Here is a 26,112-nt window from a genome sequence, read left to right as displayed (position 1 = left end):
AAATTACTCAACCAATTTTATAGAAGAAGCTAAAAACCTATCACCCTCAATTGTACCAGAAACTTTTCCAGTACGTATCACATTGCAAAAGCCAGTATTTATATTGTGAGCATCACCAAAATCATCAATACCAAAACCGTCTACAAAATACGCTTTGTCATTAACCCTTACAGCTAAACTACATCCACTTTCAGAATCTAATTCAAATTGACATTGACCACAAGAAATTTCGGCTACCTGTTTTATTTCTTTCTTATTTCCACAAGAAGCGAATATCAACAAACTTAAAACGATTATTTTTTTCATTTTATATAAATTAAAAAGCCCTCAAAATTATAAAAAATGAGGACCTATTATTGTTTACTATTTATGTACTATTTTATTTTTTTGCCCAAGAATCTCGCAACCCAACAGTTTTGTTAAATATTAAGTTTTCTTTGGTAGAATCATTATCTACATTAAAATATCCTAAACGTTGAAATTGAAAACGTTCTCCTATTTCTGCAGTTTGTAAACTTGGTTCTAAATAAGCTTCAATAATCTCTAAAGAGTTAGGGTTGATAAAATCCATATAATCTTTGTCTTTATGAGCATCTGGTGCTTCATCTAAAAACAATCTGTCATAAGCCCTTACTTCTGCTTTTACAGCGTGTTTTACAGAAACCCAATGCAAAGTACCTTTTACTTTACGCATGCTTTCTGGTGTGCCACTACCAGATTTTGTTAACGGATCATAAGTACATTGTATTTCAGTTATATTTCCATTTTCATCTTTAGTGCAACTATTTGCAGTAATAAAATAAGCGTTTTTTAAACGAACTTCCTTTCCTAATTTTAAACGGAAAAATTTCTTGTTTGCTTCTTCTCTAAAATCTTCTCTTTCTATATAGATTTCTCTAGAAAAAGGTACAGCTCTACTTCCAAATCCTTCTTCATAATCATTGTAACTTGCATCTAAAAGTTCTTCTTGACCTTCAGGGTAATTGGTAATTACAACTTTAACAGGGTCTAAAACAGCCATTACTCTTTTGGCAGTTTTGTTTAAATCTTCACGAATTTTAAATTCTAAAAGAGCCACATCAATTACGTTTTCACGTTTAGAAACTCCAACAGTTTCTACAAAACTTCTAATAGCAGCAGGTGTATAACCACGTCTTCTTAGACCAGAAATTGTTGGCATTCTTGGATCATCCCAACCAGAAACAATATCTTCTTCTACCAGTTTAAGTAACTTACGTTTACTCATTATGGTATAACTTAAGTTTAAACGAGAAAATTCACGTTGTTTTGGTGGATGTGGATAATCAGTCTTACTAAAATCGTATACATTATCTCTGAACCAATTGTATAATTTTCTATGAGGTTTAAACTCTAAAGAACATAAAGAATGTGATATTTGTTCAATATAATCACTCTCACCATGTGTCCAATCGTACATTGGATAAATGCACCAATTGTTACCAGTTCTGTGATGAGATTTGTACATAATTCTATACATTAAAGGATCACGCATCAACATATTATCATCAGCCATATCAATTTTGGCACGCAAAGTATGTTCACCTTCTTTAAATTTACCATCTTTCATCCCTTGAAATAATTCCAAGTTTTCTTCAACAGATCTATTTCTATAAGGACTATTAGTTCCTGGTTCAGTTGGTGTACCTTTTTGAATTCGCATTTCTTCTGATGTTTGCGAATCTACATAGGCTTTACCATCTTTTATCAACAAAATTGCCCAGTCATATAACTGCTGAAAATAATCTGAAGAATAACATTCGTTTGCCCAATTGTACCCTAACCAAGAAATATCTTCTTTAATAGCATCTACATATTCTTGCTCTTCTTTTGCAGGATTTGTATCGTCAAAACGTAAGTTTACAGGCGCATTGTATTTTTCACCCAAACCAAAACTAATTCCTATAGCTTTAGTGTGCCCAATGTGTAAATATCCATTAGGTTCTGGTGGAAAACGAAAACGTAAATCTTCTTTTGGCATTCCATTAGCCAAATCTTCTTCTATAATATGCTCTAAAAAATTGAGCGATTTATTTTCTTCAGACATCTATTTTTCTAAATAAATTAAGCAACAAAATTAAGCAAAATATTGTATTGCAATTAACTATCTTGTAACAAAAATGGAGTTTAAACAACTAATAAATAAAGACCAAACACTATGAGCGATAAAATAAGAAATTATACTTGCCCAAAATGCAATTCTAAAACCTATAAATTAGGACAAATGCGAGCAACTGGAGGAACTTTGTCTAAAATTTTTGATATTCAGAATCAGAAATTTACGAGTGTAACTTGCGAAAGATGTACTTACACCGAATTTTATAAAACCAAAACAAGTGCAATTAGCAACGTTTTTGATTTTTTCACAAGTTAGAACATTTAAGTTTTGTGTTTTTTTATCGTAATTTTGTTATTCTATAAACTAGGATGAAATATGCAGACTTTTACATTCAATCATATCGCTCTTTCTGTAAAAAATGTTGATGAGTCTATCGCATTTTATCAAAAAGTATTTAACCTTAAAGAAATAGAAAATACTGCTTCTAACTCTAAAACACGTTGGTTGGCATTAGATAATGGAAAACAGTTGCACTTAATTCCACGTCCTAATTTAGAAGTTAAAACCAATAAAGCAGTTCATTTTGCTTTGGCTACAACAAATATAGAATCGTTTGTAAATCACTTAAATGATTTAAATATCGATTATTCTGATTGGACAGGTACACCAAATAAAGATTATGTTCGTAAAGATGGTATACAGCAATTTTACTTTCAAGACTCAGATGGATATTGGATTGAAGTTAACGAAGCCGTTTAATAAGTGATAGATTTCGGATTATGAGTAAGAAGGATAAAAAACCAGATTTAGTAGTTTTTAATGAAGAAAGTCAGCAATATGATGCTGCTTTAAAACCCTATGGCACATCTGCTAGCTCGCCTGTAATTAAACCTTTAAATACAGCAAGCTGGAAAAATGATGGAATTCAAAGAGTGAATAAACAATTCAAATCTAAGTTTGATGAAGTTAAAGCACAATATGAAGAGTTGATGCGAAAATTTCAATACAATGATTTGGTGTATAACGCAAAATTTAGTTTCGAGCCTATTTTTGGTGAAAATTATCACTTATATAATAACAAAAACAACGAACCATTTTTATCGATCATAGCTCCAGAACAATGTAGTTTTGAGTATTTAGGATCCTTCAGATTAAATACAGATAAAATGTGGGAAAAGATAGAAGAATTATAATCTTATCAATAGAGTTTAAAAATTTTAAAATAATAAATTAATTGGGAATAATAAAAGTAAATAACATAAAACTCTATGCTTTTCATGGTTGTTTAGAAGAAGAAGCAAAAATTGGTTCTTGGTACAGAGTAGATGTAGAGGTAAAAGCAGATTTAAAAAAATCATCGAGAACAGATAATTTAGCAGATACTGTAGATTATGTGCATTTAAATCATATTGTAAAAGAACAAATGGCAATTCGTTCTGAATTGTTAGAACAAGTTGCGCAACGAATTTTAGATCGTTTTTTTAGAGAAATACAAATGATAAAAAAAGCGAAAGTAGCTGTTGCAAAAATAAATCCGCCAATTGGTGGTAATGTAGAAGAAGTTGTTATCATTTTAACTAAAAAAAGATAATGCTTTTATGAATCTGAATCAAGTTACTATTCCTTCTTTAAATGTTGATAAAGCCATTGGTTTTTATCAAAAATTAGGGTTAGAATTGATTGTGAAATCATTGCCAAATTATGCAAGATTTGTTTGTCCTGATGGGAATGCTACTTTTTCAATTCATCAAGTTGATGAACTCCCAGAAGGAGTAGGGGTTTATGTTTATTTTGAGTGCGAAGATTTAGATGATAAAGTAAATGAAATCATCAAAAAGGGCATTCATTTTGATGAACTACCAAATGATAAAACTTGGTTTTGGAGAGAAGCAAGGTTAAAAGATTTAGATAATAACCAAATAATTCTATTTTTTGGTGGGAAAAATAGAATAAATCCACCTTGGAGAATCAAAAAGTAAAAAATACTTGCAGTAAAAGTAATTTTGCGTAAATTTGCAATCCTAAATACAAAAGGTGTCTTGGCCGAGTGGCTAGGCAATGGTTTGCAAAACCATGTACAGCGGTTCGAATCCGCTAGACACCTCAAAATAATTCCATCTAGCTATCAATATGTTAGATGGAATTTATTTTTTATCCCCTTTCAGTTGCATGCAATATCTCTTTCCACTTTGTTTTATCACTTATAATAATGATAATTTTTAAAACTTATCAATTCTTAATATCTAAGAATTCCATCAATGGTACTCTCATTACGTTACCTAATATAACAATAGCAGATATATTTGAAGTTACTAAACTTTTTTCAATTTTATAAAGATAAGTTTCCATTTCACCAAAAAAAATAATTTCTATAATAAGGGTTTTATGTTTATTAGTTTGGTAATGAGGTGATAAGAATGTAAAAAGTGAGAAAATTTAAATAAATTCTCTCACTTTTAAATATGTTTTAATTCTTTATTTTTTTTCTTACCAGAATAAACAATAAAGAACTAAAAGTAAAATACAAATTACTATAGAACCAATATTGAATAATGGAGTTGTTTTAAATAAATTCTTAGTAATTTCAATTCCTTTAGAGTCATCTTTACCTTTGTTTTGTATGTGGCTTAATGACATAATAATCAGCATGGTTAAAAGAGTGGTTATTCCCATTTGATGCATCCAAGGTTCTAAACCTGCAATAGGTATAAACTTTAAAGCTAATGCGATTGGGAAAGATAAAATAGCACCCCAAATAGCAGCGTTGTTTGTTGTTTTTTTCCAAAATAAACCTAATAAAAAGATGGCTAAAATACCAGGACTTAACATACCTGTAAACTCTTGTATGTATTGAAAAACTTGATCTAATCCATTTAATAATGGTGCAATAATAACAGCAATTAATAAAGCAACAGCTCCAGAAATTCTACCAATATTTACAGTTGTTTTATCATCTGCATTTTTATTGATGTATTGTTTATAAATATCCATAGTAAAAATGGTAGAAGTAGAATTTAACATAGAAGCTAAAGAAGAAACAATTGCAGCTGCTAAAGCAGCAAAAGCTACACCTTTTAGACCAGTAGGCAAAAATTGTAATAACCAAGGATACGCTTTATCAGCTTGCTCTGTAGAAGGAATGTTTAATAGACCTACATCTCCTAAGTTTGCCATAATTGAAGGGTCATTTACTATTACATAAGCAGCAATACCAGGAACAACAACAATAAGTGGAATAATTAATTTTAAAAATGCCGCTAATAAAATACCTTTTTGAGATTCTTTTAAAGATTTAGCTGCTAAAGTTCTTTGAATAATATATTGGTTGAAACCCCAATAATATAAATTTGCAACCCATAAACCACCCACTAAAACCCAAATTCCAGGTAAATTGATATAGTTATCATTAGATTCTTCAAGAATCATATGAAATTTTTCTGGTGCAGCTTCCCAAATTTTAGAAAAACCAGCTAACATTCCTTCTCCTCCAGAAACTGTATTTAGCGCCAAATAAGTAGTTATTAAACCACCTAATACTAAGAATACAACTTGTATAACATCTGTCCAAGCTACTGCAGATAAACCTCCATATAATGAGTACGCAGCTGCAAAAAGTGCTAGACCAACAATTGCATATACCATATCTACACCCATAATGGTTTCGATAGCTAATCCACCTAAAAACAATACAGAAGTAAGGTTTACAAAAATATAAAGTGATAACCAAAATATGGCTAAAATTGTTTTAAGGTTAGTAGAAAAACGTTTTTCTACAAATTCAGGAATTGTATATAACCCCTTTTCTATAAAAATGGGTAAAAAGTATTTACCTACTATTATTAATGTTAATGCAGCCATCCATTCGTAAGAAGCAATTGCAATACCCAATGCAAACCCAGAACCAGACATCCCTATAAACTGTTCTGCAGAAATATTTGCTGCAATTAAGGAAGTACCAATAGCCCACCAAGGTAAAGATTTACTTGCTAAAAAGTAATCTTCTGCATTTTTTTGGTGTCCCTTTTTATCACGAGAAACCCATAAACCTACACCTAAAATTAAAATGGCATAAGCAATGAAGACTAAATAGTCCCACATTTCAAATCCTGCTTTCATAATTATTGTTTTTGATAATTTTGTTTACAAACCTATATAAAAAATGTAGCAAGGATAGCTACATTTTGTTTCAAAAAAGTAGCTAAAATGTCTCGAAAAGACGGTTTTGTCTTTATTGTTAGGCTTTCTCTTTTGTTGATAGTTAAATATATAACTCTTGTTGTAAATACATTTAAAATGTGTTTTTTATATTCTTTTAGTCTGTATTGTTATTTTTAATAGTTTCTTTGTGTTGTTTTATGTATTCTGTTGGGCTTATACCATATTCTTTATTAAAGCATTTGCTAAAATATTTTTGATTATTAAAACCAGTCATATATGCTATTTCAGAAATATACATGCTATTTTTTTTAAGAAGTTGTTCTGCTCTTTTTAACCTTATTTTTTTAATAAAATTAACAGGTGTTTCGTTTAGAATAACTTTTAGTTTTCTATATAAATTTGCTCTACTCATACCCACTTCAGAGGCAAGATATTCTACGCTAAATAGATGATCTCCCATAGATTCTTCTACAATACTAACCAGTTTTTTTATAAATTTTTCATCATTAGATTCAATTTCAATCTCAGATGGAGCAGCTGTAATTACTTTACTGTATTCCGTTTTAAGTTGTTTCCTAGAAACTAAAGTGTTTTTTACTTTCCATTTAACAAATTCCATACTAAAAGGTTTTTCTATATAATCATCTGCCCCTATTGATAGGCATTCGATTTTTGTTTCTGGAGAATTTTTTGCTGTTAGCATAAAAATTGGAATGTTTTTAATTTGTGGGTTCTTTTTTAACCTTTTTAACATAGATATTCCATCTTCTACAGGCATCATAATGTCACTAATTATTAGTTTTGGATTTTCATTTACTATTTTTTCATATCCTTCTTTTCCATCAGAAGCTTCTAAAATGTTAAATTCTTCGACTAATTCTTCTTTTAACATCAATCTTAATTCAGAATTGTCATCAACAATTAATACTTTAGGTTTTATGTTGTTTTTAGAGTTTAATTTTTCTTCAAATTCTGATGATACTTCTTCTATTACTTGAAATTCTGAATTTTTAATAAAGTTTTTTAATAATGGAGTACTTGTTTTTAAAACTTCTTTTTTATCGTATCTTTTTTTACTAATAGGTAAGTAAAAAGTAAATTCTGTAAATTTATTTTCTTCACTTTTTGCAATAATAGTTCCATGGTGTCTTTCTAACAATTTTTGCACCAATTCCATACCAATGCCTGTACCAGGAATTTGATTGCTATAAGGTTTTGTTGCTTGGTAATATCTATCAAAAATATGTTTTAAATCTTTTGCAGGTATACCAACACCATTATCTCTAACAATACATTTTATGTAATTACTTTTAGGAAGATTTAAACTTATAATTTCTTGTTCTTGCTCTTGTTCTTCTTCTTTTACTAATTTTGTGTAAATATTTATTTTCCCTCCTTCTTGGGTATATTTAAAAGCATTAGATAATAGGTTAAATAAAATTTTTTCTAATATATCTACATCATACCAAGCTTTTATAGTTTCTTCTTCAGAGGTAAGATTGTACTCAATATTGTAGATTCTAGCAAAATCATTAAAAGCATTTTTAATAATGCTAATATCTTTTACAATGTCATTTTTAGAGATGTTTAGCTTAAATTTACCCTGATCAAATTTTCTAATATCCATTATTTGGTTTATAAGCCTATGCATTCTTAAGCTATTGTTATAAATTCGTTGGGATGTAAGTGGACTTAATGTAAATTGTTTTTCTTTTACTACTTTTTCAATAGTTCCTAGGATTAATGATAATGGAGTTCTTAGCTCGTGAGAAATATCCGTGAAAAACGTCATTTTCATTTTATTTAATTCGTTATCTTTTTCTCTACTAATTGTTTCTTTAACAAGGTTGTTTTTTAATCTAAACCACCTTCTAATTAAAAGAACACTTACTAAAAATAGAATAAGACTAATAAGGATATAGGTTATTATAGCCCATGTAGATTTCCATATTGGAGGCATTATTTTAAAAGATAATTCTGTAGGTATTTCGTTCCATACACCATCACTATTAGAGCTTTTAACCTTAAACGTATAAGAGCCATAAGAAAGATCATTGTAGTTGGCGTTTCTGTTAGATGCGTTAGTATAAACCCAGTAATTATTTAGGCCTTCTAACATGTAAGCAAATTCATTTTTATTTGGAGTGGTAAGGTCTAATGAAGAAAAATTTACAACAATGTTATTTGTATCATAAGGTAATATAATTGGGTTTTCTAAATTAACATTTGTAAGGTTTGATGTATTTAGATCTAAATTAGTAGTATTACTTTTTGTAGGACCCAAAGTGGTAAAACTGGTAATTACGGTTGCAGGTAACAGGCTTTTTTGAGAAAATTTATTTGCTTGTACAGTGTAAAAGCCATCTGGACAGCCAAAGTATAAGGTATTGTTTAGTTTGTTGGCTGAACTTGAATTAAAAAGAAACTGACTTTCTTTGATACCATCTTCTACTTTAAATGGTATAAATTTTTCGTTTTTTAAATCGAAGCGAACCAATCCGTCTTGTGTACTAAGCCAAATATTGCCTTCATGATCTTCTTCTATTGATGAAATAGTGTTTGATGTAAGACCGTTTAATTTACTAAAGCTTTTAAAACTATTTGTTTCTTTAATATATTGATTAATACCTCCACTCCTTGTTCCAATCCAAATGTTGTTGCTTTTATCTTCATGTAAACTTAAAATAGCGTTAGATGTTAATCCGTTTTCTTTAGATGGAATAAATTCTTCAATAGTCTCATTATTTAAATCTACTTTAAAAAGTCCTTCTCCTCTAGTACCTATCCATAAAACTTGATCTTTTGTTAAAAGAAATACAGATGTATGGTTTTTAGAGAGTTTGGCAATAACTTCTTCTTTAAATTTAGAGATTTCATTTTCTGTATTAATTACCTCTACACCATTGTTCCAAAGACCTATCCAGATTTCATTTTTATTGATAACAGCAATGTCAGTTATGTTATTTTTAAAAGATTTTATTTTTGTTAATTGAAGGTGTGTTTTTTTAGGATTATAAGTTTCAGACTGATACAGTTCGTTGTCAGAAACTATTAAAAGTTTGTCTTTTTTATAATTTTTAGATATGTGATTAACATTTTTAATTTGTGTATTTAATTTAAACGATTCTTTAGTTTTTGGGTTATATCTGTATATACCACTATTCATTCCTACTAAAATATTAGTAGAAGAATAAAATAATATACTATTAGATAAATCATTGCCAATTTTAGAAGGAGTTTCAATTTTATTATATTCAAAAATAGAAGTTCTTACACGGTATTTGTTAATTCCTTTTAAAGATCCAATCCAAAGGTTGCCATATGTATCAAAAACAATTGAAGTAATAAAATTATTTTTTAAGTTCCCATTTTCAGATTCTTTAGAAAATTTCACAAAATTATAGCTATTGTTAAGTCTAATTGCTTTTACTAATCCGTTTTGGGTTCCAATCCACAAATCTTCATCATTAGGACTAATTGCTAAAGATGTTAACTGAGTATTCTGTATTTTTAAAGAGTTAGAAATATTTGGATAAGATTCTAATATTTCTAGGTTATAATCAGTTTTATTATAGTTTAAAATAAAGAGGCCATGAGTAGTAGCCACAACAAATCTATTATTACCAAAATCTTTAATAGCTATTATTTCTTTTTCTAAAGAAGTTTTTACAAAAATACCTTCACTATTAATTGCAAAGAGCCCTTTTGATGTTCCAATCCAATATCTGCCAAAATCATCTTCTATAAAGGAATTTATTTGGTATTGGGGTTTTAATGCTTTGCCAACATGTTTATTTAGTTTCTTGAAATTTTTATTAGATTCTATTTTTACTAAATCTATACCTTTTAAATTAGCAAAAACATTTCCTTTAGAATCCTTATGTAAAATTTCTGTTGTTATGTTTTTATTATAACCTTTAAATTTATTTTCTTTTCTGTTAAAATGGATTAAATAACTTTCGCTACCAATCCATAGGTCTTGGTTGTCATCTTCTATAATTGAGTTAATACTATTATTTGGTATTGAATTTTGGTTAAAAACATCTTGTTGATACGTTACTAAATTGTAACCATCATATCTATACAAACCATTATTACTTCCAATCCATAAATACCCAATACTATCTTCAAACAAAACATTTACTTTTTTATTAAAAGGAGCACCTTGAATAATTAAATCATTAAAATAAGTTTCATTAGTTTGAGAAGTGCTAAATGTTGCATAGAAAAAGATAAATAAACCAAATACTTTTTTTAGTATAGATATTTCTTTAAAAAGAAAAAAAGAAGTTTTTTTTATTAAATCGATGTTCATAAGGTTAAATATAAAAGGATCATTTAAAAAGTCTTATAATGTTATCTATTTTAACTCAAATATATGTAATAATAACGGAATCATTATGTTGCGTTGTGAGGGGAGTAATGTTGCATAAGTGTTATTTTTTCAATTAAAGGTATGAGTTCTATAATCAAAGAGTTTCTGATTATTTTTTTTTGATGTAAAAAATGTAAATAAAGCAATGGTTTTTTAAAGTGTTTTATGTAAAGTTAAAAAGTTTGGTTTTTACCCTTGTAAAAAAATGGGTGTTATTTAAAGTTTATTGATTTTTAAGATTTAAATAATGGTGTCTTTATGTTTATTTTATAGTGTTTTATTGTTAATTTGAGTGTTTTTTTATCCAAATTCGCTAATTCTGCAACATTAGTAGGGTGTTTTTTATATTTATATTTTTTCTTTTAATAATACATTTGAGCTTAGCAAGCTTGTAGCGTTTTGCTAATTAGTATATTAATGTAAAAAATAGTAAGTAAATGAAAAGAAATTTTAGAATCTTCACTTTAGCTATAATAGTCTCTGTCATATTTTCATGTAGTAATAACAAAATAAAAGATCAAGTAACCAATAAGAAACCAAACATCATTTATATTTTGGCAGATGATCTTGGCTATGGAGATTTAAGTAGTTATGGTCAAGAAAATTTTAAGACACCAAACATAGATAAACTAGTTTCTCAAGGTTTAATGTTTACACAACATTATTCAGGTAATACTGTTTGTGCACCTTCAAGATCGGCTTTATTAACAGGTATGCATACTGGTCACACACCAATTAGAGGAAATAAAGAAATCCATCCAGAGGGTCAGCATCCAATTCCAGCAAATACATATACAATGGCAGAAGCATTAAAAAAAGGTGGTTATGTAACTGGTGCTTTTGGTAAATGGGGTTTAGGTTATCCTGGTTCAGAAGGAGATCCTACTAAACAAGGTTTTGATGTTTTTTATGGTTACAATTGCCAACGTTTAGGTCATAATTATTACCCAGACCATTTGTGGTCTAATAATGATTCTATTGTTTTAAATGGTAATAAAAATCATCAAAAAAATCAGTATGCGCCAAATTTAATTCAGTCAGAAGCTATTAAATTTTTAGAGAAAAATAAAGACACAACTTTCTTTTTGTATGTACCAACTATAATTCCACATGCAGAATTGGTGGCTCCTGAAGCTATTATGGATAAGTATAGGAGTAAATATATGCCAGAAAAAGAATTTAAAGGAACAGATGATGGGCCTCAATATAGATTAGGTAAATATGAGTCTCAAAAAGAGCCTCATGCAGCTTTTGTTGCTATGATAGAGGTGATGGATAATCAAGTTGGTGAAATTATGAATAAAGTTAAAGAGCTTGGTTTAGAAGATAATACAATTATTGTTTTTACTTCTGATAATGGCCCTCATACAGAAGGTGGAGCAGATCCTAAATATTTTAATAGCAATGGTAAATTAAGAGGTGTAAAAAGAGATTTATATGAAGGTGGAATTAGGGTGCCAATGACAATAAAATGGCCAGGTAAAATTAAACCAGGCACAAAAACGGATTTAGTTTCTGCCTTTTGGGATGTTTTTCCAACATTCTCTGAAGTTGCAGGAGTTGAAACTCCTGATAATATAGATGGAATCTCTTTTTTACCAACTTTATTAGACAAACCAGAAGAACAAAAACAACATGATTATTTGTATTGGGAGTTTCATGAAAGAGGTGGTAGACAAGCCATAAGAAAAGGAAATTGGAAAGCTGTAAAATATAATGTGTTAAGGAAGCCTAATGCACCAATGCAGTTATTTGATTTGTCTACAGATATTGGAGAAACTAATAATATAGCTAAGGAGCATCCACAAATAGTTGAAGAAATGAAACAATTATTTAATGAAGCAAGGACACCTTCTGATGTATTTAAATTTAATCAAGTATCATTTTAGAATAAAAAAGAATAGAAATGCATGCTTATAATTAGAAACCTAAAACTTACTAATTATAAGTATTCTTTTTAAATATAAAAGTTAATAATCCATGTTGTTTAAATTTTTAAAAAAGACATATTTTATTTTATTGCTCTGTCTTCTTCAGATTGATACGGTTTCATCTCAGAAATTAAATACTATCAATATAAATACAAAACAAGGGCATAAAATAAATAAAGGAACAAGTGGGTTTAACGTTCGTATTGCAGATAAGGTTTGGAGTTATACGCATCCAGATTTTATAAAATCTGTAAAAGAGTTAAAACCTGGTTGGTTACGTTATTTTTCAGGAACAATGGGCGATGCTTTTAGCAGTGCTACTGGTCAATACGATTTAGATTACATTTCTAAGTTCGATCATCCAAAACCATTTTTAAAAGGACATAGATACTTAAAAGTAAAAGGACCACACAGAATTATAGATTTATACAAATTACTTAGAGAAGTAAATGGTAAATTAATTGTAACAGTAAATGCTTTTGCAGAATCACCAGAAATGATTTTAGAGTTGGCTAGATTTTGTAAAAACAATAATATAAAAGTTGAGGTTTGGCAATTTTGTAATGAACCTTATTTTTATGTACCAAACAGAAATAGATATTGGTGGAATGATGGTTATGATTATGCAACCAAAATGAAACCTTATGCAGAAGCAATTCAACAAATTTTTCCTGATGCACAATTAACTCTTAACTATACTTGGGATGGAGTTTGGACTTTTATGAAAGAAATTAATAAGTATCAAGAAGAAAAAGGTGCTTATTGGAATGTGTTTTCTAAACATTCTTACGCACCACATACAGGCAAAAAAGAAACAAGAGAACAAGCTTATAAACGAGCAAATACTAAATTATTAGAAGCAACTTCTAGAGTAGCTATGACTCAAATAGAAGCTTACACTTGGCAAGATGTGCCAATGGTAATTACAGAGTTTGGTGTTTGGAATAGACCATTAAACGGAATTTATTCTGGTATTTATAATATAGAATATGTAATGCGTCAATTAGAACATAAAAACACACAATATGTTGGTGCACATGAAGTAAGCAATAAATATTTACCAGCAAAAGGACAAGGGAAGTTAGTAGAAGATGCTTTTAAAAACAGTATTGAAATCGATACAGATACCATTTCTACAGGAATTAAAAGGGATATTGAAGGTAAAGCTTATAAGATTTATAACGGAGCTGTAAATAATTCTGAATTTGTTTTTAAAACAGATATAGAAAATATGGTTTTGGTTGATGGTTTAAAGAAAACCAAAGTAAACGGAATGTTTGCGCAATCTTATAAAGGTAATAACGGATTTAATTATTTGGTGATTAGTAACAGGAGTAAAGAGTCTAACGAAATTCAATTAAAAATTGATGATAAAATATTTAAAGGTGATTTATTTGCTTCCTATATTTCAGCAAACTCCATTGCAGTTAGAAATCCAGATATTACAACAACGGAGTTTAAAAATGGATTGATTTCAGTAAAACCTTTTAGCTTATCAGTGATTAAATGGAAAACAAATAATTATACTTTAGAGCAACCAATTATTTATAATGCTTCTGTTGAAAAAGACGGAATTCTATTAAACTGGGGAGAGATTGAAAAGGCAACTTCTTATAAGATTTATTACGGAACAGATGCTTTAAACTTATCAAAAACAATTAAAGTTTCTGGTCAAAATAGTTTTTTAGTAAAAGAATTAAGTCAAAATAAAAAGTACTTTTTTAAAATAGAAGCTTTAAATAGTGATAAAAATAGTGCATTATCTAACAGTGTTTTTGCAACTTATAAAAAGCCGGAAACTCCAACTATTTTTAAGGTATCTAGAAGAGATCATACAGTTACGCTTTTTTGGCAAAGTGTTTCAGATGTAAAAAATTATATAATTAACTACAAAGACGAAAACAATAAAGATATTGAAGTTGATGCGGATAATGTTTTTGGCTATCGAATAGAAAATTTAAAAGACAATACAAAGTACAATTTTACTGTAACAGCTTGTAATGGTTTGGGTAAAAGTAAACCATCAAAAAAAGAAACAGTTTTAGTTTCGTATAGAGTGCCATATAGTCCTAGAAATGTATCTGCAATTAAAAAAACTGCGACTTCCATAGCAGTTAAATGGGTTCCGCAAAAAATGGTGTTAAGCAATACTAGTTATAATGTTTATAGAGGCACAAAATTGCATGAGTTTACAAAAATAGCAAGTAAGGTAAAAGACACATTTTTTATTGACAATTCAATAAAAGATAAAGTACAATATTATTATACAGTTAAAGCAGAAACAGAAGTTGGTGAAAGTAATTTTTATCCAAATACAGCTACTGCAATATCATTAGAAAGCAACTCAGAAATTAATATTCAGATTGTTAGAAAACAAAAAGACGGTTATTTAGTTGAAGTGAATTTGCATAAAATCACTTTAAATCCTAAAAATTCTTACGGAGTAATTCTTAACAATGTATCTTATTTAAATGTAGAACATGTTAAAATATTTGGAAAAAAAATTACCGGAAAAACTAAAAAGTTTAAAGTATTAATCCCTTTGTCAAAATTAAAAGAAAAGTCTAAATACTCTATAAAAGCCTTTGTGTTAAAAGGAAAAAGACAGATAGAGAGCGCAGTTGTAAATCAAATTGTAGATTAAAAAGAAATATATAAAACCAACAAATTTTTTTAAAATGAAAAAAGCTTTATTAATCATTATTATCTCATTGGCATCTTTTGCTTCTTGTGATAAAGCAGACATAAAACCTGTTTATGTTGCAGACAAATGGGAAAATCCAGAATGGGAAAACCCAGAAATATTCCAAATCAATAGAGAAGAACCAACAGCTTCTTTTTATAAATATACTGATGAAAAATCGGCTTTAGCCAATGATAGTTGGAAAAACTCTCCTTTGTATCAGTCTTTAAACGGAACTTGGAAATTTTATTACGCAGATAGTGTACAAGCAAGACCTACAGATTTTTATAAAGCAGATTTTGATATTTCTAAATGGGATAACATAGAAGTGCCATCTAATTGGGAATTAAAAGGACATGGAATTCCTGTTTATACAAACAGAACGTATATGTTTCCTGCAAATCCGCCTTATATTCCTCATAACATCAATAGTAATGGGAGTTATAAAAAAGAATTTGAAATTGCTGAAGATTGGGATGGAAAAGATATGTATTTGCATTTTGAAGGTGTAAGTGGTGCAATGTACGTTTGGTTAAATGGTAAAATGTTGGGTTATAATGAAGGTAGTAAAACTGCTTCAGAATATAAAATAACAGATTTTGTTAAAAAAGGAAAAAACAATTTAGCTGTACAAGTATTACGTTGGTCTGATGCTAGTTATATGGAAGATCAAGATTTTTGGAGATTGAGTGGTATAGAGAGAGATGTGTATGTATATGCTACTGATAAAGTAACTTTAAGAGATTTTAGAGTAACATCAGACTTACAAAACAATTATAAAGATGGTGTTTTTAAAGTTGATGTAAAGGTTGATAATAATTCTAATACAGCAACAGAAAAAGAAGTAAAAGTACAATTGTTAGATGGTGATAAAGAAGTTTATGCTACTTCAAAAAAAGTACAATTATCTGCTGGTAGAAACATAGTTAGTTTTGATAAGATTATTAATAATGTAAAAACGTGGAATGCAGAAACACCAAATTTATATACGCTTTTATTAAGTGTAAATGGAGAGTCTACTGCTATAAAAGTTGGTTTTAGAAACATTGCTATTAAAAACAATCAGTTTTTAGTAAATGGAATGCCAGTTTTAATTAAAGGAGCAAATTTACACGATCATAGTGAAACCGAAGGTCATGTAATTTCAGAAGAATTAACGTTATTAGATTTAAAGGTGATGAAAGAAAACAACTTAAATGCCATTCGTTGTAGTCATTACCCTAAAAATCCACATTTTTATAGATTGGCAGACAAATATGGTTTTTATGTAATTGATGAAGTTAATATAGAAACACACGGAATGGGAACAACAAACCAAGGTTTAAATAATAATAAAAAAGACCAAGCAGTGCATCCAGCATATTTACCTCAATGGAAAGAAATGCACATGGATAGAACTATTAGAATGTTTGAGCGTGATAAAAATTATCCATCAATTGTAACTTGGTCTTTAGGTAATGAAGCAGGAAATGGGGAAAACTTTTTTGCAACTTACAAATGGTTAAAAGAGCAAGATGCAACAAGACCTACACAATATGAAGGTGCAACACAATATGCAAATACAGATATTCAAGCGCCAATGTATTGGCCAATTGAAAGAATGATAAAATATGCAGAAAATAATCCTAATCGTCCTTTAATTCAATGCGAATATGCGCATGCAATGGGTAATAGTGTAGGCAATTTACAAGATTATTGGGACGTTATCGAAAAGTACGATATCATGCAAGGTGGTTTTATTTGGGATTGGGTAGATCAAGGAATCTTAACTAAAAACGAAGAAGGAGAAGCTTTTTGGGCTTATGGAGGAGATTTAGGTGCTGGTCATTTACAAAATGATAATAACTTTTGTTTAAACGGAATTGTAAACCCAGATAGAACTGCACATCCTGCTTTATACGAGGTTAAAAAAGTATATCAGTATGTTAAATTTAAAGCAGTAAATATTAAATCAGGAACTATAGATATCAAAAATATTTATGATTTTATCAATTTAAATACATTAGATTTTTCTTGGACATTACTTAAAAATGGAGAAGAAGTTGCTAACGGAACTTTACCAGTTTTAAATGTAGCGCCTTATACATCTAAAAAAGTAAATATTAAGCTGCCTAAATTAACAGACGCAAAGGCAGAATATCATTTAAATGTGTATGCAAAGACTAAAACAGCTACAGATTTAGTTGCTGCAGGTCATATAGCTGCATACGAACAATTTGAAGTTTCTAATCCTAAAACTAAAACTGTTTTTTCTAAAAATGATGGTTCTTTAAAAGCAGATGTAACAGATGCAACTATAGATATTTCAGGAAATGGATTTAATTTATCTTTTAGTAAAGAAAACGGAGAATTAACTTCGTTAGATTACGGAAATGGAAATATTTTATTAGACGGAATTACGGCTAATTTTTGGAGACCAACAACAGATAATGACTTTGGTTACAAAATGTCTAAGAAATTAAATGTTTGGAAAAAAGCAACAAACAACCAAGAGTTAAAATCAATAGAAAGTAAAAATATTGATGCAAACACAGCTTTAGTTAGTACAATTTATCATTTAAGTGGTGTAGAAGGAACTTTGGTAATTGATTATACAATTGATGCAAAAGGAAAGATTTTAGTAAATACAAGTGTTTCTGATATTAAAGATAAAACACCTGTTTTACCAAGATTCGGAAATAATTTTGTAGTTAAAAATGATTACAACAATGTAGAATGGTTTGGTAGAGGACCTTTTGAAAATTACCAAGATCGTAAAAGTGCTGCATTAGTTGGTTTGTATAAAGCTCCTGTAGAAGATTTGTATTTCGAGTATATTCGTCCGCAAGAAAATGGATATAAAACAGATACACGTTGGGTAACATTTACAAATAATACAGGAAACGGAATAAAAATAACAGCTTCAGATTTAATCTCTTTTAGTGCACATCATCAATATAATGATGATTTTGATGCTGGTGCAAAAAAACAACAACGTCATACAACAGATATTAAAAAACGTGATTTGGTAAATATTAATATCGATTACGGACAAATGGGTGTTGGTGGAGATAATAGTTGGGGTAAAATGCCTCATAAAGAATATCAAATTAAAGCGAAAAAACTAAATTATAGTTATACAATAGAACCTTTAAATAGCGGAAAGTAATTTATATTTAGCGTTTATTTTTATTAAAAGTAAGCGCTATTTTTTTATTATTGAATTGTTCTTATTCACATTAAAAGTTAAAATCATATGCGTGTTAAAAACTTAATACTTCTTTTTGTATTTAATATTATCTTTTCGGGTTTTTCAAATAATGAAAATCCTAAAAATGATATAAAACGAATTAGTTTTGATGCAAACTGGAAATTTATTCAACAAGATATTATTGGTGCAGAAAAAGTTTTTTTTGATGATACTTCTTGGAGAACTTTAAATTTACCACACGATTGGAGTATAGAAGGTAAGTATAATAAAAAGAATCCAATGGGAGCTGGAGCCGGTTATTTGCCAGCAGGTTTTGGTTGGTACAGAAAAACGATTACAGTACCAGAAAACTGGAAAGGAAAACACATAGAAATAGCTTTTGATGGTGTTTTTATGAATAGCACAGTTTGGGCAAATGGGCAAAAATTAGGAACAAGACCTTATGGTTGGATTTCTTTTGCTTATGATGTTAGTAAAATTGCTAAAACATCAAAAACAATCACCTTTGCAGTTCGTGTTGATAATGATAAACAGCCTTCTGCACGTTGGTATACTGGTAGTGGAATTTATGCTCATACTTGGATTGATATTAAAAATAATACACATGTTAAAAGAGATGGAATTTTTATCAAAACCAAAGGGAATAAAGTCTTTGTAGAAGCTGAGTTGTTTACAAAAGAAGAAAATCGTAAAAAAGTAAAATTAATTACTTCTATTATTGATGAAAATGGAGTTGTAGTTGCTTGTAATAAGGACAAAATAAAATTAGAAAAAGAAGGATTAGTAACTTTAGATTTAGAGATTAAAAACCCAGAATTATGGTCTATAGAAAATCCTTATTTATACACTTTAAAATCCGAGGTTTTTATAGGTAGTAAAGTTGTTGATGTTGTAAAGACCAAATTTGGTGTTAGAGATATTGAATGGATTGCAGAATCTGGAATGTGGATTAATGGTAAAAATGTAAAACTACAAGGAGTTTGTAATCATCAAGATGCTGGTGCTCTAGGGGCAGCAGTTCCGTACAAAATTTTAAAGTTTAGAGTTCAACAATTAAAAGATATGGGTGTAAATGCAATAAGAACTGCACACAACCCACAAACACCAGAGTTTTATGACATTTGTGATGAATTAGGAATGTTGGTGATGGATGAAATTTTTGATGGTTGGAAGAGAAAAGCAAAAAATGATTATGGAGCGCATCATTTTAATAAATGGTGGAAACAAGATTTAACAGATTGGATTAAACGAGATAGAAATCATCCATCAATTGTAATTTATAGTGTTGGTAACGAAACTAAAGGAGCAATTGCAAAAGATTTGGTAGCAACATGTAATCTTTTAGATCCTACACGTCCTGTAACTTCTGGTCACTCAAGTTCGGAATATATGAATGTTTTGGGAGTAAATGGAGGTAGTGAAAGAAATGGATATATGGAAAACCTATCAGAACACCAAAAAGGAAAGGTTTTTATAGGTACAGAAAACACACATACTTGGCAAGTTAGAGGTTATTACAGAACTAAAACTTGGTATAGAGATGGATTGAAAAAAAATGTTTATTCTATTGAAGATTTAACAGAAAAAGAAGTTTTTACTCATGATTGGACAGCTTTAGAAAATAAAACAAATAGAAAACAAGTTTTTAATTCTAGTTACGATAATGCTACTGTAAGAGTTTCATCAAGATTAAATATTGCACAATTAAGAGATATTCCTGCTTATGCAGGTTCTTTTAGATGGACAGGTTATGATTATATAGGAGAAGCTGGTTACGTTCATGGTGGTTGGCCTTTTAAAGCATTTATGGGAGGTGCAATTGATTTAGCAAACTTTGAAAAAGACCTATTTTATTTATATCAAAGTCAATGGACAGAAAAGCCAATGGTACATATTTTACCACATTGGACGCATCCAAAAGTGGCTTTAGATACAGAAATTCCGGTTTGGGTTTATTCAAACACAGATGAGGTAGAATTGTTTTTTAATAACGTTTCTTTGGGTAGGCAAAAACCAGGGCAAGCATGGGATAAAATGCAATGTCAATGGCTGGTAAAATGGCAACCAGGAACTTTAAAAGCGGTAGGTTATAAAGAAGGAAAAGTAGTTTCTGAAGAAATTATAAGAACAGCTAATCAACCATCAAAAATTAAATTATCTGTTGATGGAGCTGCTTTAGGTGATATTGAAGATGACATAGTGCAAGTACGCGTAACCACTACAGATGATAAAGGTGAATTTTATCCTTATGGAGAAAATAGAACTTATTTTAATGTTTTTGGAGCAGGTAAAATAAAAGCTTTAGATAATGGAAGTCCAGTAGATGTAGAACAACATGTTGGACCAAATAATAGAATCGCTTTTTACGGATTAACACGTGCTTATATTGCAGCAACAAGTAATAAAGGAGCTGTTAATTTATTAGCTAGTTCTATTTTAGGAGAAAAAAAATTAATCACATCTAATAAAGTTAGTATAGATACTAAGATTATCAATTTAAGAGGAAATATAATCAATCCAAAAATTGAAGTTTATTATACTACAAACGGTGATATACCAACAATAAAATCAACTAAATATAAAGGAAGTTTTACTGTTGATTTAGAAACTACAGTAAAAGCTTTAATAGTTGTTGATGGAAAAACTATTCAAATTTTAGAAGAAAAATTCGGAAAAAATGAAGGCTTTACTTGGAATGAGACTATTGTAAATAATGCTAATATTGGAGAACAAGCAGAAGAAGCAACACTAAAAAATGCTTCTATTTCATCTAAAGGAAAAAACTTTAACGGTAAAGGTTTTGTACGTTTTGATAAAAAAGAAGCGTCAATTTCTTGGTATCAAGAAAATGACGGAGGTGCAAGAAATGCAGATTTAATTATTCGTTATAGTACAAACAACAAAAATAAGATTGGTGCTTTTGTTAAAGTAACAGTAAACGGAAAAGTGATTAATAATAAGCAACTTCTATCAAATACTAAAAATGTAGCAAATAATTGGAAAAAAGTAAAAATTCCAATTATGATAGATCGTGGAGCTAATACTATTAAAATAGAATCTTTAGAAGATAGGGTAGTTTTAATTGATGAAATTCTTGTTAATTAAGTTAAAAGATTTCTTTGTCTAAAATGTGTTCATTTTAGATAAAATAATTTCAAAAATCGTCTAAATCATTTATTATTAGACGATTTTTTTATGCTTGCAACATTTGTTACCCATAGTTGATATTTGTATCGATTCTATATTTCCTTGTTATTTATACTTTTGTATGGGTACCAAAAGATTAATCATTCAATCAAACAAAAAATGACGTTACAAAAGAAGTCTGTAAAAGATTTTACAAATCGATTATTTTTATTTACGGTATTATTTTCTTCACTTTCATTGTTTTCTAATGATTTAAAATTAGGGTCTCTTTTTCAAGAGCATATGGTTTTGCAAAGGAATATGCCAATTAATATCTGGGGTAAATCTTTACCAAGTAAACAAGTAAATGTAGCTTTAAATAATAAAATGATTACAGTTGTTTCTGATGCTAAAGGAAATTGGAAAGCTATTTTACCAAAATTTAAAGCAGGAGGTCCGTTTAAATTTAGTGTAACTTCAGAAGACGAATCTATAATCTTTAAAGATGTAATGATTGGTGAAGTTTGGATTTGCGCTGGGCAATCTAATATGGTATGGCCTCATAAAAAAATTAAAGAAATTCACAAATTAGATGCACTATCAAAAAATATTAGAACTTTTGAAATGCCTCAAACTGTAGCATTTCAAAAACAAAATAATATTCAAAACGGAGTTTGGGCTTTAAAAAATCCTTCTAGTGCTGTTGCTTTTTCTTTTTCATATTTCTTACAAAAAAACATAGGCGTTCCTGTTGGTGTTATTCTAACAGCTTGGGGTAGTTCTTCTATAGAAGGTTGGTTGCCAAGAGAGGCAACAAAACAATTACCTCACTTCAATGAAATAATGGAAACTTTTGATGCAGACCAAGAAAAAAATCAACAAATAAAATCAATATTAAACACCAAAGGGAAAAGAAAAAGGGAAGATGATATTTTTTTAAGAAGGCAACCAAATATTCTTTACAATGCTATGATGAACCCTATTATACCATACACCTCTAGAGGTCTTGTTTGGTATCAGGGAGAGTCAAACACAAAAACAAAAGAAACAATGCTTCAATATAAAGAAACATTTACTTTTTGGGCAGATTATCTAAGAAATCAATGGCAACAATCTCCTTTAGAAATTATTGTAGTAGCATTACCTGGTTATATTGGTAAAACAAACAAAAAACCACGTTTTGATGCAGAAAACCCAACAGAAAAATCTTGGGCTTGGATGAGAGCATCTCAATTTGAATTAGATAAAATAAAAAATGTATCTGTAGTTACAACAATAGATTTAGGGAAAGCTTTTAATATTCATCCAAGTGATAAGTTGCCTGTAGGTAAAAGAGTTGCTCTTTTAGCAGAAAAAGTAACTTTTAATAAAAATGGTTTGTTTAATGGACCTATTTTCAAAAATTATAAAATAAGAAAGAATAAAATTATTATAAAGTTTTTTGATGCAAAAGGCTTAACAACTAATGATACAAAAGCTCCTAGAGGCTTTTGGATTTCTGATAAAAATAAAAAATGGCATAAAGCAACAGCAGTTATTAAAGGTAAAAAAGTAATCATAAAAGGAGAAGGTGTAGAAAAACCATTACATGTGCGTTATGCATTTTCTGCAAAACCAGATGTTAACTTGGTTAATAAAATAGGTTTACCAGCAAGACCTTTTAGAACAGATACATTTCAAAATTAAATCATCAAAAAAAAACATGAAAAACATAATAATTAGAACGTTAACTCTTATCAGTATACTTAGTTTAAGTAGTTGTGCTACAAATCAAGATAAAAAGAAAGAGGATAAAAAAAAACCTAATATTTTATTCATTTTTACTGATGACCAAAGAGCAGATGCTTTAGGGGCAAGTGGAAATCCATATATAAGTACACCAAATATAGATAAACTTGGAGAAGGAGGAACGCGTTTTGAAAACGCTTATGTAATGGGTGGAAACCATGGGGCAGTTTGTGCAGCAAGTAGAGCAATGTTAATGAGTGGAAAAAGTCTTTTTCATGTGTATGATAAATTAAAAGGCGTAAAAACAATGCCAGAGTATTTTGGCGAGTTTGGTTACGAGTCTTTTGGTACAGGTAAATGGCATAACGAACCTTCTAGCTTTGTTAGAAGTTTTGATAAGGGCAAAAATATTATGACAATGGGGATGGCAGATCATTACAATGCTCCAGTTAGAGATTTAACTTCTGATGGTAGCTTAACAAAACCAGTTAAAAAAGGTTTTTCTACAGATTTAATTGCAGATGCAACTCTAGAATATTTAAATAATTATGCAAAAGGAAAAACAGAAAAACCATTTTTTTGTTATGTTGCATTTAATGCACCTCATGACCCAAGATCGCCAAGAGAAGATTATATAGGCATGTATAAAGAAGATGCAATTCCTATTCCAGGTAATTTTAAAGGTTGGCATCCTTTTAAGTTTGATAATATGAATATTAGAGACGAAACACTTGGCCCTTGGCCAAGAACACCAAAACTAATAAGTCAATCTTTAGCAGATTATTATGCATTAATTAGTCATATGGATGATAGAATTGGAGATATAATTAAAACTTTAAAAGCTCAAAATTTATACGATAATACCATTATTGTTTTTGCTTCAGATAATGGTTTGGCAATAGGAAGCCATGGTCTATTAGGAAAACAAAATTTATACGAGCATAGTGTAAAAGTGCCTTTAATAATTAGTGGTCCAGGTATTGACAAAAATCAAAAAAAGAACGCTTTGGTTTATTTATACGATCTTTTTCCAACATTAGCAGATTTATGTCAATTACCACTACCAATAAATATTGATGGAGAAAATTTAGAGCCTTTACTAAAAGGGAAAAATATAGAAACACGTAAGTCTTTATATACTGCATATAGAAATACGGTAAGAGCCGTAAGAACAGAAGATTGGAAATTAATTACATACCCAAATCAAAATTATCAACAACTATTTAATTTAGAAAAAGATCCTTTAGAGTTAAATAATCTAGCAGAAAATATAGAGAATAAAACAAAAGTAGAAGAATTGTCAAATTTAATGGCAAATTGGTATCAAAGTTCAGATGATACTGCAAACATGTCTCCAAAAAAGATTCTTCCAATGGAGTACGATTATAAAAAACTAAAGCAAAGACCAGATGATAAACAACCTAAATACACTTTAGATAAATATTTTAAAGGGGTAGATTTATCAAAAATAAAAAAAACGAAACACTAAACTAATTAATAAAACAATCACTTTTCTTATGATAGATAGAAGAAAATTTATACAACTTTCTGCACTAGGAACAGCAGGAGCTCTTTTAATGACAAATTGCAAAAGCATAATGAGTACCAGTAATGTGCCTAATTATTTAAATGATTATAAGAGTACTTTTTCAAATGATCCTCGTAAAGCATCTATAGATTGGTTTAAAGATGCTAAATATGGAATGTTTATTCACTATGGATTGTATTCTATTTTAGGAAGACATGAGTGGGTAATGTATAACGAAAAAATTCATGTAGCAGAATATGCTAAACTAAAAGACAAATTTACTGCAGAAAAGTTTGATGCAGATTTTATAACAGATTTAGCATTAGAAGCAGGTATGAAATACATCAACTTAACTACGCGTCATCATGATAGTTTTTGTTTGTGGGATACAAAATATAGCGATTTTAAAAGCACAAATTCTCCGGCAAAAAGAGATTTAGTAGCCGAACTTTCTGAGCAGTGTAATAAAAAAGGATTAGCTTTTTTCTTGTATTATTCTCATGGTAGAGATTGGCAACATCCGCATGCCCCAAATAATGATAAATGGGGAGGGGCAGCAAGACCTAAATACAAAACTAAAGAACCTTTCTATAAGTATGGTGATGAACATCATTTAGAAAAGTATTTAGAGTTTATGACCAATCAAGTAGATGAATTATTAACTAATTATTCTCAAATAGCAGGTATTTGGTTAGATGGTTTTTCTACACCAGCTTCTGGAGACAGAAATAAATTTAAACTTCAAGAATTGTACGATTTAATTCACTCTAAACAACCACAAACATTGGTTTCTTATAAACAAGGAATGATTGGTACAGAAGATTTTTTAGCACCAGAACGTAAATTTAAAAAAGGTAGTACAGAAACACCTTTAGAAATTTGTGACCATTTACAACGTAAAGGTTGGGGATACACAAAAACTCAAGACGGAAAACACAAAAATAAAGAAGAGGTAATAACTATGTTAAAAAAAGCAGCAAGTTACCCAGCAAATTTATTATTAAATACAGGGCCTTTACCTTCAGGAGAAATGCATCCAGAAGATGTAAAAGTTTTAAGAGAAGTTGGTAAAGAAATTAAAAACAGAGGTTGGGAAGGTATTTTGAACTCTTAAAATTCTTTCAATATAAAATATATGATAAAGTTAGTCATATTCTCATAAAATAATTAGAAGTATTGTCTAAAAGGCTTATTTATAGTGGGGTGTATTGTTTAAAAGCAACATTTTTAACCCTATTCTGAGAAATTTCATTCTTAATATAGTGTTAATATTGCACACATATCTATCAATTTAATATAGATATTTAGATAGGAAG

The 26,112-nt window shown here is 29.2% G+C and carries 16 protein-coding genes and 1 tRNA gene; 13 read left to right on the top strand and 4 right to left on the bottom strand.

Annotated elements, in window-relative coordinates:
- Positions 1 to 3 precede the first annotated feature (3 nt).
- Entirely contained in the window at positions 4 to 306 is a 303-nt protein-coding gene (locus tag ACJJVK_RS04220) for a DUF6370 family protein (protein ID WP_405563526.1), read from the bottom strand.
- A gap of 73 nt (positions 307 to 379) precedes the next feature.
- Entirely contained in the window at positions 380 to 2,065 is a 1,686-nt protein-coding gene (locus tag ACJJVK_RS04215) for a glutamine--tRNA ligase/YqeY domain fusion protein (RefSeq protein ID WP_405563524.1), read from the bottom strand.
- Positions 2,066 to 2,176: 111 nt separating this feature from the next.
- Here ACJJVK_RS04215 and ACJJVK_RS04210 point away from each other — a divergent pair, with 111 nt between their 5' ends.
- From ACJJVK_RS04210 to ACJJVK_RS04185, 6 genes are all read left to right on the top strand, one after another.
- Positions 2,177 to 2,392: a zinc ribbon domain-containing protein gene (locus ACJJVK_RS04210; protein ID WP_068362205.1), complete on the top strand. Its 216-nt coding sequence runs from the start codon at positions 2,177 to 2,179 to the stop codon at positions 2,390 to 2,392.
- A gap of 60 nt (positions 2,393 to 2,452) precedes the next feature.
- Positions 2,453 to 2,836: a VOC family protein gene (locus ACJJVK_RS04205; protein ID WP_405563522.1), complete on the top strand. Its 384-nt coding sequence runs from the start codon at positions 2,453 to 2,455 to the stop codon at positions 2,834 to 2,836.
- Between the two features lie 20 nt (positions 2,837 to 2,856).
- Positions 2,857 to 3,270 carry a DUF2452 domain-containing protein gene (locus tag ACJJVK_RS04200; RefSeq protein WP_405563520.1) on the top strand — a complete coding sequence of 138 codons (414 nt, stop codon included), beginning with the start codon at positions 2,857 to 2,859 and terminating at the stop codon, positions 3,268 to 3,270.
- Between the two features lie 41 nt (positions 3,271 to 3,311).
- Positions 3,312 to 3,668 (top strand): dihydroneopterin aldolase, encoded by a 357-nt coding sequence (gene folB, locus ACJJVK_RS04195; RefSeq protein WP_405563518.1) that lies wholly within the window; start codon positions 3,312 to 3,314, stop codon positions 3,666 to 3,668.
- 7 nt (positions 3,669 to 3,675) lie between these two features.
- Positions 3,676 to 4,056 carry a VOC family protein gene (locus ACJJVK_RS04190; RefSeq protein ID WP_405563516.1) on the top strand — a complete coding sequence of 127 codons (381 nt, stop codon included), beginning with the start codon at positions 3,676 to 3,678 and terminating at the stop codon, positions 4,054 to 4,056.
- A 54-nt stretch (positions 4,057 to 4,110) separates the two neighbouring features.
- Positions 4,111 to 4,181, top strand: a tRNA-Cys gene (locus ACJJVK_RS04185).
- A gap of 383 nt (positions 4,182 to 4,564) precedes the next feature.
- On the opposite strand, the gene ACJJVK_RS04180 is transcribed toward ACJJVK_RS04185, so the two are convergent.
- Together ACJJVK_RS04180 and ACJJVK_RS04175 are read right to left on the bottom strand one after the other, a co-directional pair.
- Positions 4,565 to 6,193, bottom strand: coding sequence for a sodium/sugar symporter (locus tag ACJJVK_RS04180; protein WP_405563515.1), 1,629 nt, complete (start codon positions 6,191 to 6,193; stop codon positions 4,565 to 4,567).
- A 196-nt stretch (positions 6,194 to 6,389) separates the two neighbouring features.
- Complete coding sequence (locus ACJJVK_RS04175; RefSeq protein ID WP_405563513.1) at positions 6,390 to 10,550, bottom strand: two-component regulator propeller domain-containing protein; 4,161 nt, start codon at positions 10,548 to 10,550, stop codon at positions 6,390 to 6,392.
- Between the two features lie 497 nt (positions 10,551 to 11,047).
- Between ACJJVK_RS04175 and ACJJVK_RS04170 the strand changes: the two genes are divergently transcribed.
- The 7 genes from ACJJVK_RS04170 to ACJJVK_RS04140 all read left to right on the top strand — a co-directional run bounded on the left by ACJJVK_RS04170 (position 11,048) and on the right by ACJJVK_RS04140 (position 25,910).
- On the top strand, positions 11,048 to 12,499 hold the full coding sequence (locus ACJJVK_RS04170) for an arylsulfatase (protein ID WP_405563511.1): 1,452 nt from the start codon (positions 11,048 to 11,050) through the stop codon (positions 12,497 to 12,499).
- A gap of 130 nt (positions 12,500 to 12,629) precedes the next feature.
- Positions 12,630 to 15,185 (top strand): fibronectin type III domain-containing protein, encoded by a 2,556-nt coding sequence (locus tag ACJJVK_RS04165; protein ID WP_405563508.1) that lies wholly within the window; start codon positions 12,630 to 12,632, stop codon positions 15,183 to 15,185.
- 34 nt (positions 15,186 to 15,219) lie between these two features.
- The gene (locus tag ACJJVK_RS04160; RefSeq protein ID WP_405563506.1) at positions 15,220 to 18,372 is read left to right on the top strand and encodes a glycoside hydrolase family 2 TIM barrel-domain containing protein; all 3,153 of its coding nucleotides are present in this window, start codon (positions 15,220 to 15,222) and stop codon (positions 18,370 to 18,372) included.
- 87 nt (positions 18,373 to 18,459) lie between these two features.
- On the top strand, positions 18,460 to 21,519 hold the full coding sequence (locus ACJJVK_RS04155) for a glycoside hydrolase family 2 TIM barrel-domain containing protein (protein ID WP_405563505.1): 3,060 nt from the start codon (positions 18,460 to 18,462) through the stop codon (positions 21,517 to 21,519).
- A gap of 201 nt (positions 21,520 to 21,720) precedes the next feature.
- The gene (locus ACJJVK_RS04150) at positions 21,721 to 23,226 is read left to right on the top strand and encodes a sialate O-acetylesterase (RefSeq protein ID WP_405563502.1); all 1,506 of its coding nucleotides are present in this window, start codon (positions 21,721 to 21,723) and stop codon (positions 23,224 to 23,226) included.
- 16 nt (positions 23,227 to 23,242) lie between these two features.
- Positions 23,243 to 24,757: a sulfatase-like hydrolase/transferase gene (locus ACJJVK_RS04145; protein WP_405563500.1), complete on the top strand. Its 1,515-nt coding sequence runs from the start codon at positions 23,243 to 23,245 to the stop codon at positions 24,755 to 24,757.
- A 28-nt stretch (positions 24,758 to 24,785) separates the two neighbouring features.
- The gene (locus tag ACJJVK_RS04140) at positions 24,786 to 25,910 is read left to right on the top strand and encodes an alpha-L-fucosidase (protein WP_405563498.1); all 1,125 of its coding nucleotides are present in this window, start codon (positions 24,786 to 24,788) and stop codon (positions 25,908 to 25,910) included.
- Positions 25,911 to 26,112 lie beyond the last annotated feature (202 nt).

The organism is Polaribacter sp. Asnod6-C07 (genome assembly GCF_045063625.1).
Taxonomy (GTDB): Bacteria; Bacteroidota; Bacteroidia; order Flavobacteriales; family Flavobacteriaceae; genus Polaribacter; species Polaribacter vadi_A.
This window is presented reverse-complemented; position numbering and strand designations above follow the sequence as displayed.

Bases quoted from the DNA above. Each gene is read 5' to 3' on its own strand.
- ACJJVK_RS04200 (WP_405563520.1), top strand. From the start codon at position 2,857: ATGAGTAAGAAGGATAAAAAACCAGATTTAGTAGTTTTTAATGAAGAA.
- ACJJVK_RS04170 (WP_405563511.1), top strand. From the start codon at position 11,048: ATGAAAAGAAATTTTAGAATCTTCACTTTAGCTATAATAGTCTCTGTC.
- ACJJVK_RS04175 (WP_405563513.1), bottom strand. From the start codon at position 10,550: ATGAACATCGATTTAATAAAAAAAACTTCTTTTTTTCTTTTTAAAGAA.
- ACJJVK_RS04205 (WP_405563522.1), top strand. From the start codon at position 2,453: ATGCAGACTTTTACATTCAATCATATCGCTCTTTCTGTAAAAAATGTT.
- ACJJVK_RS04150 (WP_405563502.1), top strand. From the start codon at position 21,721: ATGACGTTACAAAAGAAGTCTGTAAAAGATTTTACAAATCGATTATTT.
- ACJJVK_RS04145 (WP_405563500.1), top strand. From the start codon at position 23,243: ATGAAAAACATAATAATTAGAACGTTAACTCTTATCAGTATACTTAGT.
- ACJJVK_RS04160 (WP_405563506.1), top strand. From the start codon at position 15,220: ATGAAAAAAGCTTTATTAATCATTATTATCTCATTGGCATCTTTTGCT.
- ACJJVK_RS04155 (WP_405563505.1), top strand. From the start codon at position 18,460: ATGCGTGTTAAAAACTTAATACTTCTTTTTGTATTTAATATTATCTTT.
- ACJJVK_RS04210 (WP_068362205.1), top strand. From the start codon at position 2,177: ATGAGCGATAAAATAAGAAATTATACTTGCCCAAAATGCAATTCTAAA.
- ACJJVK_RS04180 (WP_405563515.1), bottom strand. From the start codon at position 6,193: ATGAAAGCAGGATTTGAAATGTGGGACTATTTAGTCTTCATTGCTTAT.
- ACJJVK_RS04140 (WP_405563498.1), top strand. From the start codon at position 24,786: ATGATAGATAGAAGAAAATTTATACAACTTTCTGCACTAGGAACAGCA.
- ACJJVK_RS04215 (WP_405563524.1), bottom strand. From the start codon at position 2,065: ATGTCTGAAGAAAATAAATCGCTCAATTTTTTAGAGCATATTATAGAA.
- ACJJVK_RS04190 (WP_405563516.1), top strand. From the start codon at position 3,676: ATGAATCTGAATCAAGTTACTATTCCTTCTTTAAATGTTGATAAAGCC.
- ACJJVK_RS04220 (WP_405563526.1), bottom strand. From the start codon at position 306: ATGAAAAAAATAATCGTTTTAAGTTTGTTGATATTCGCTTCTTGTGGA.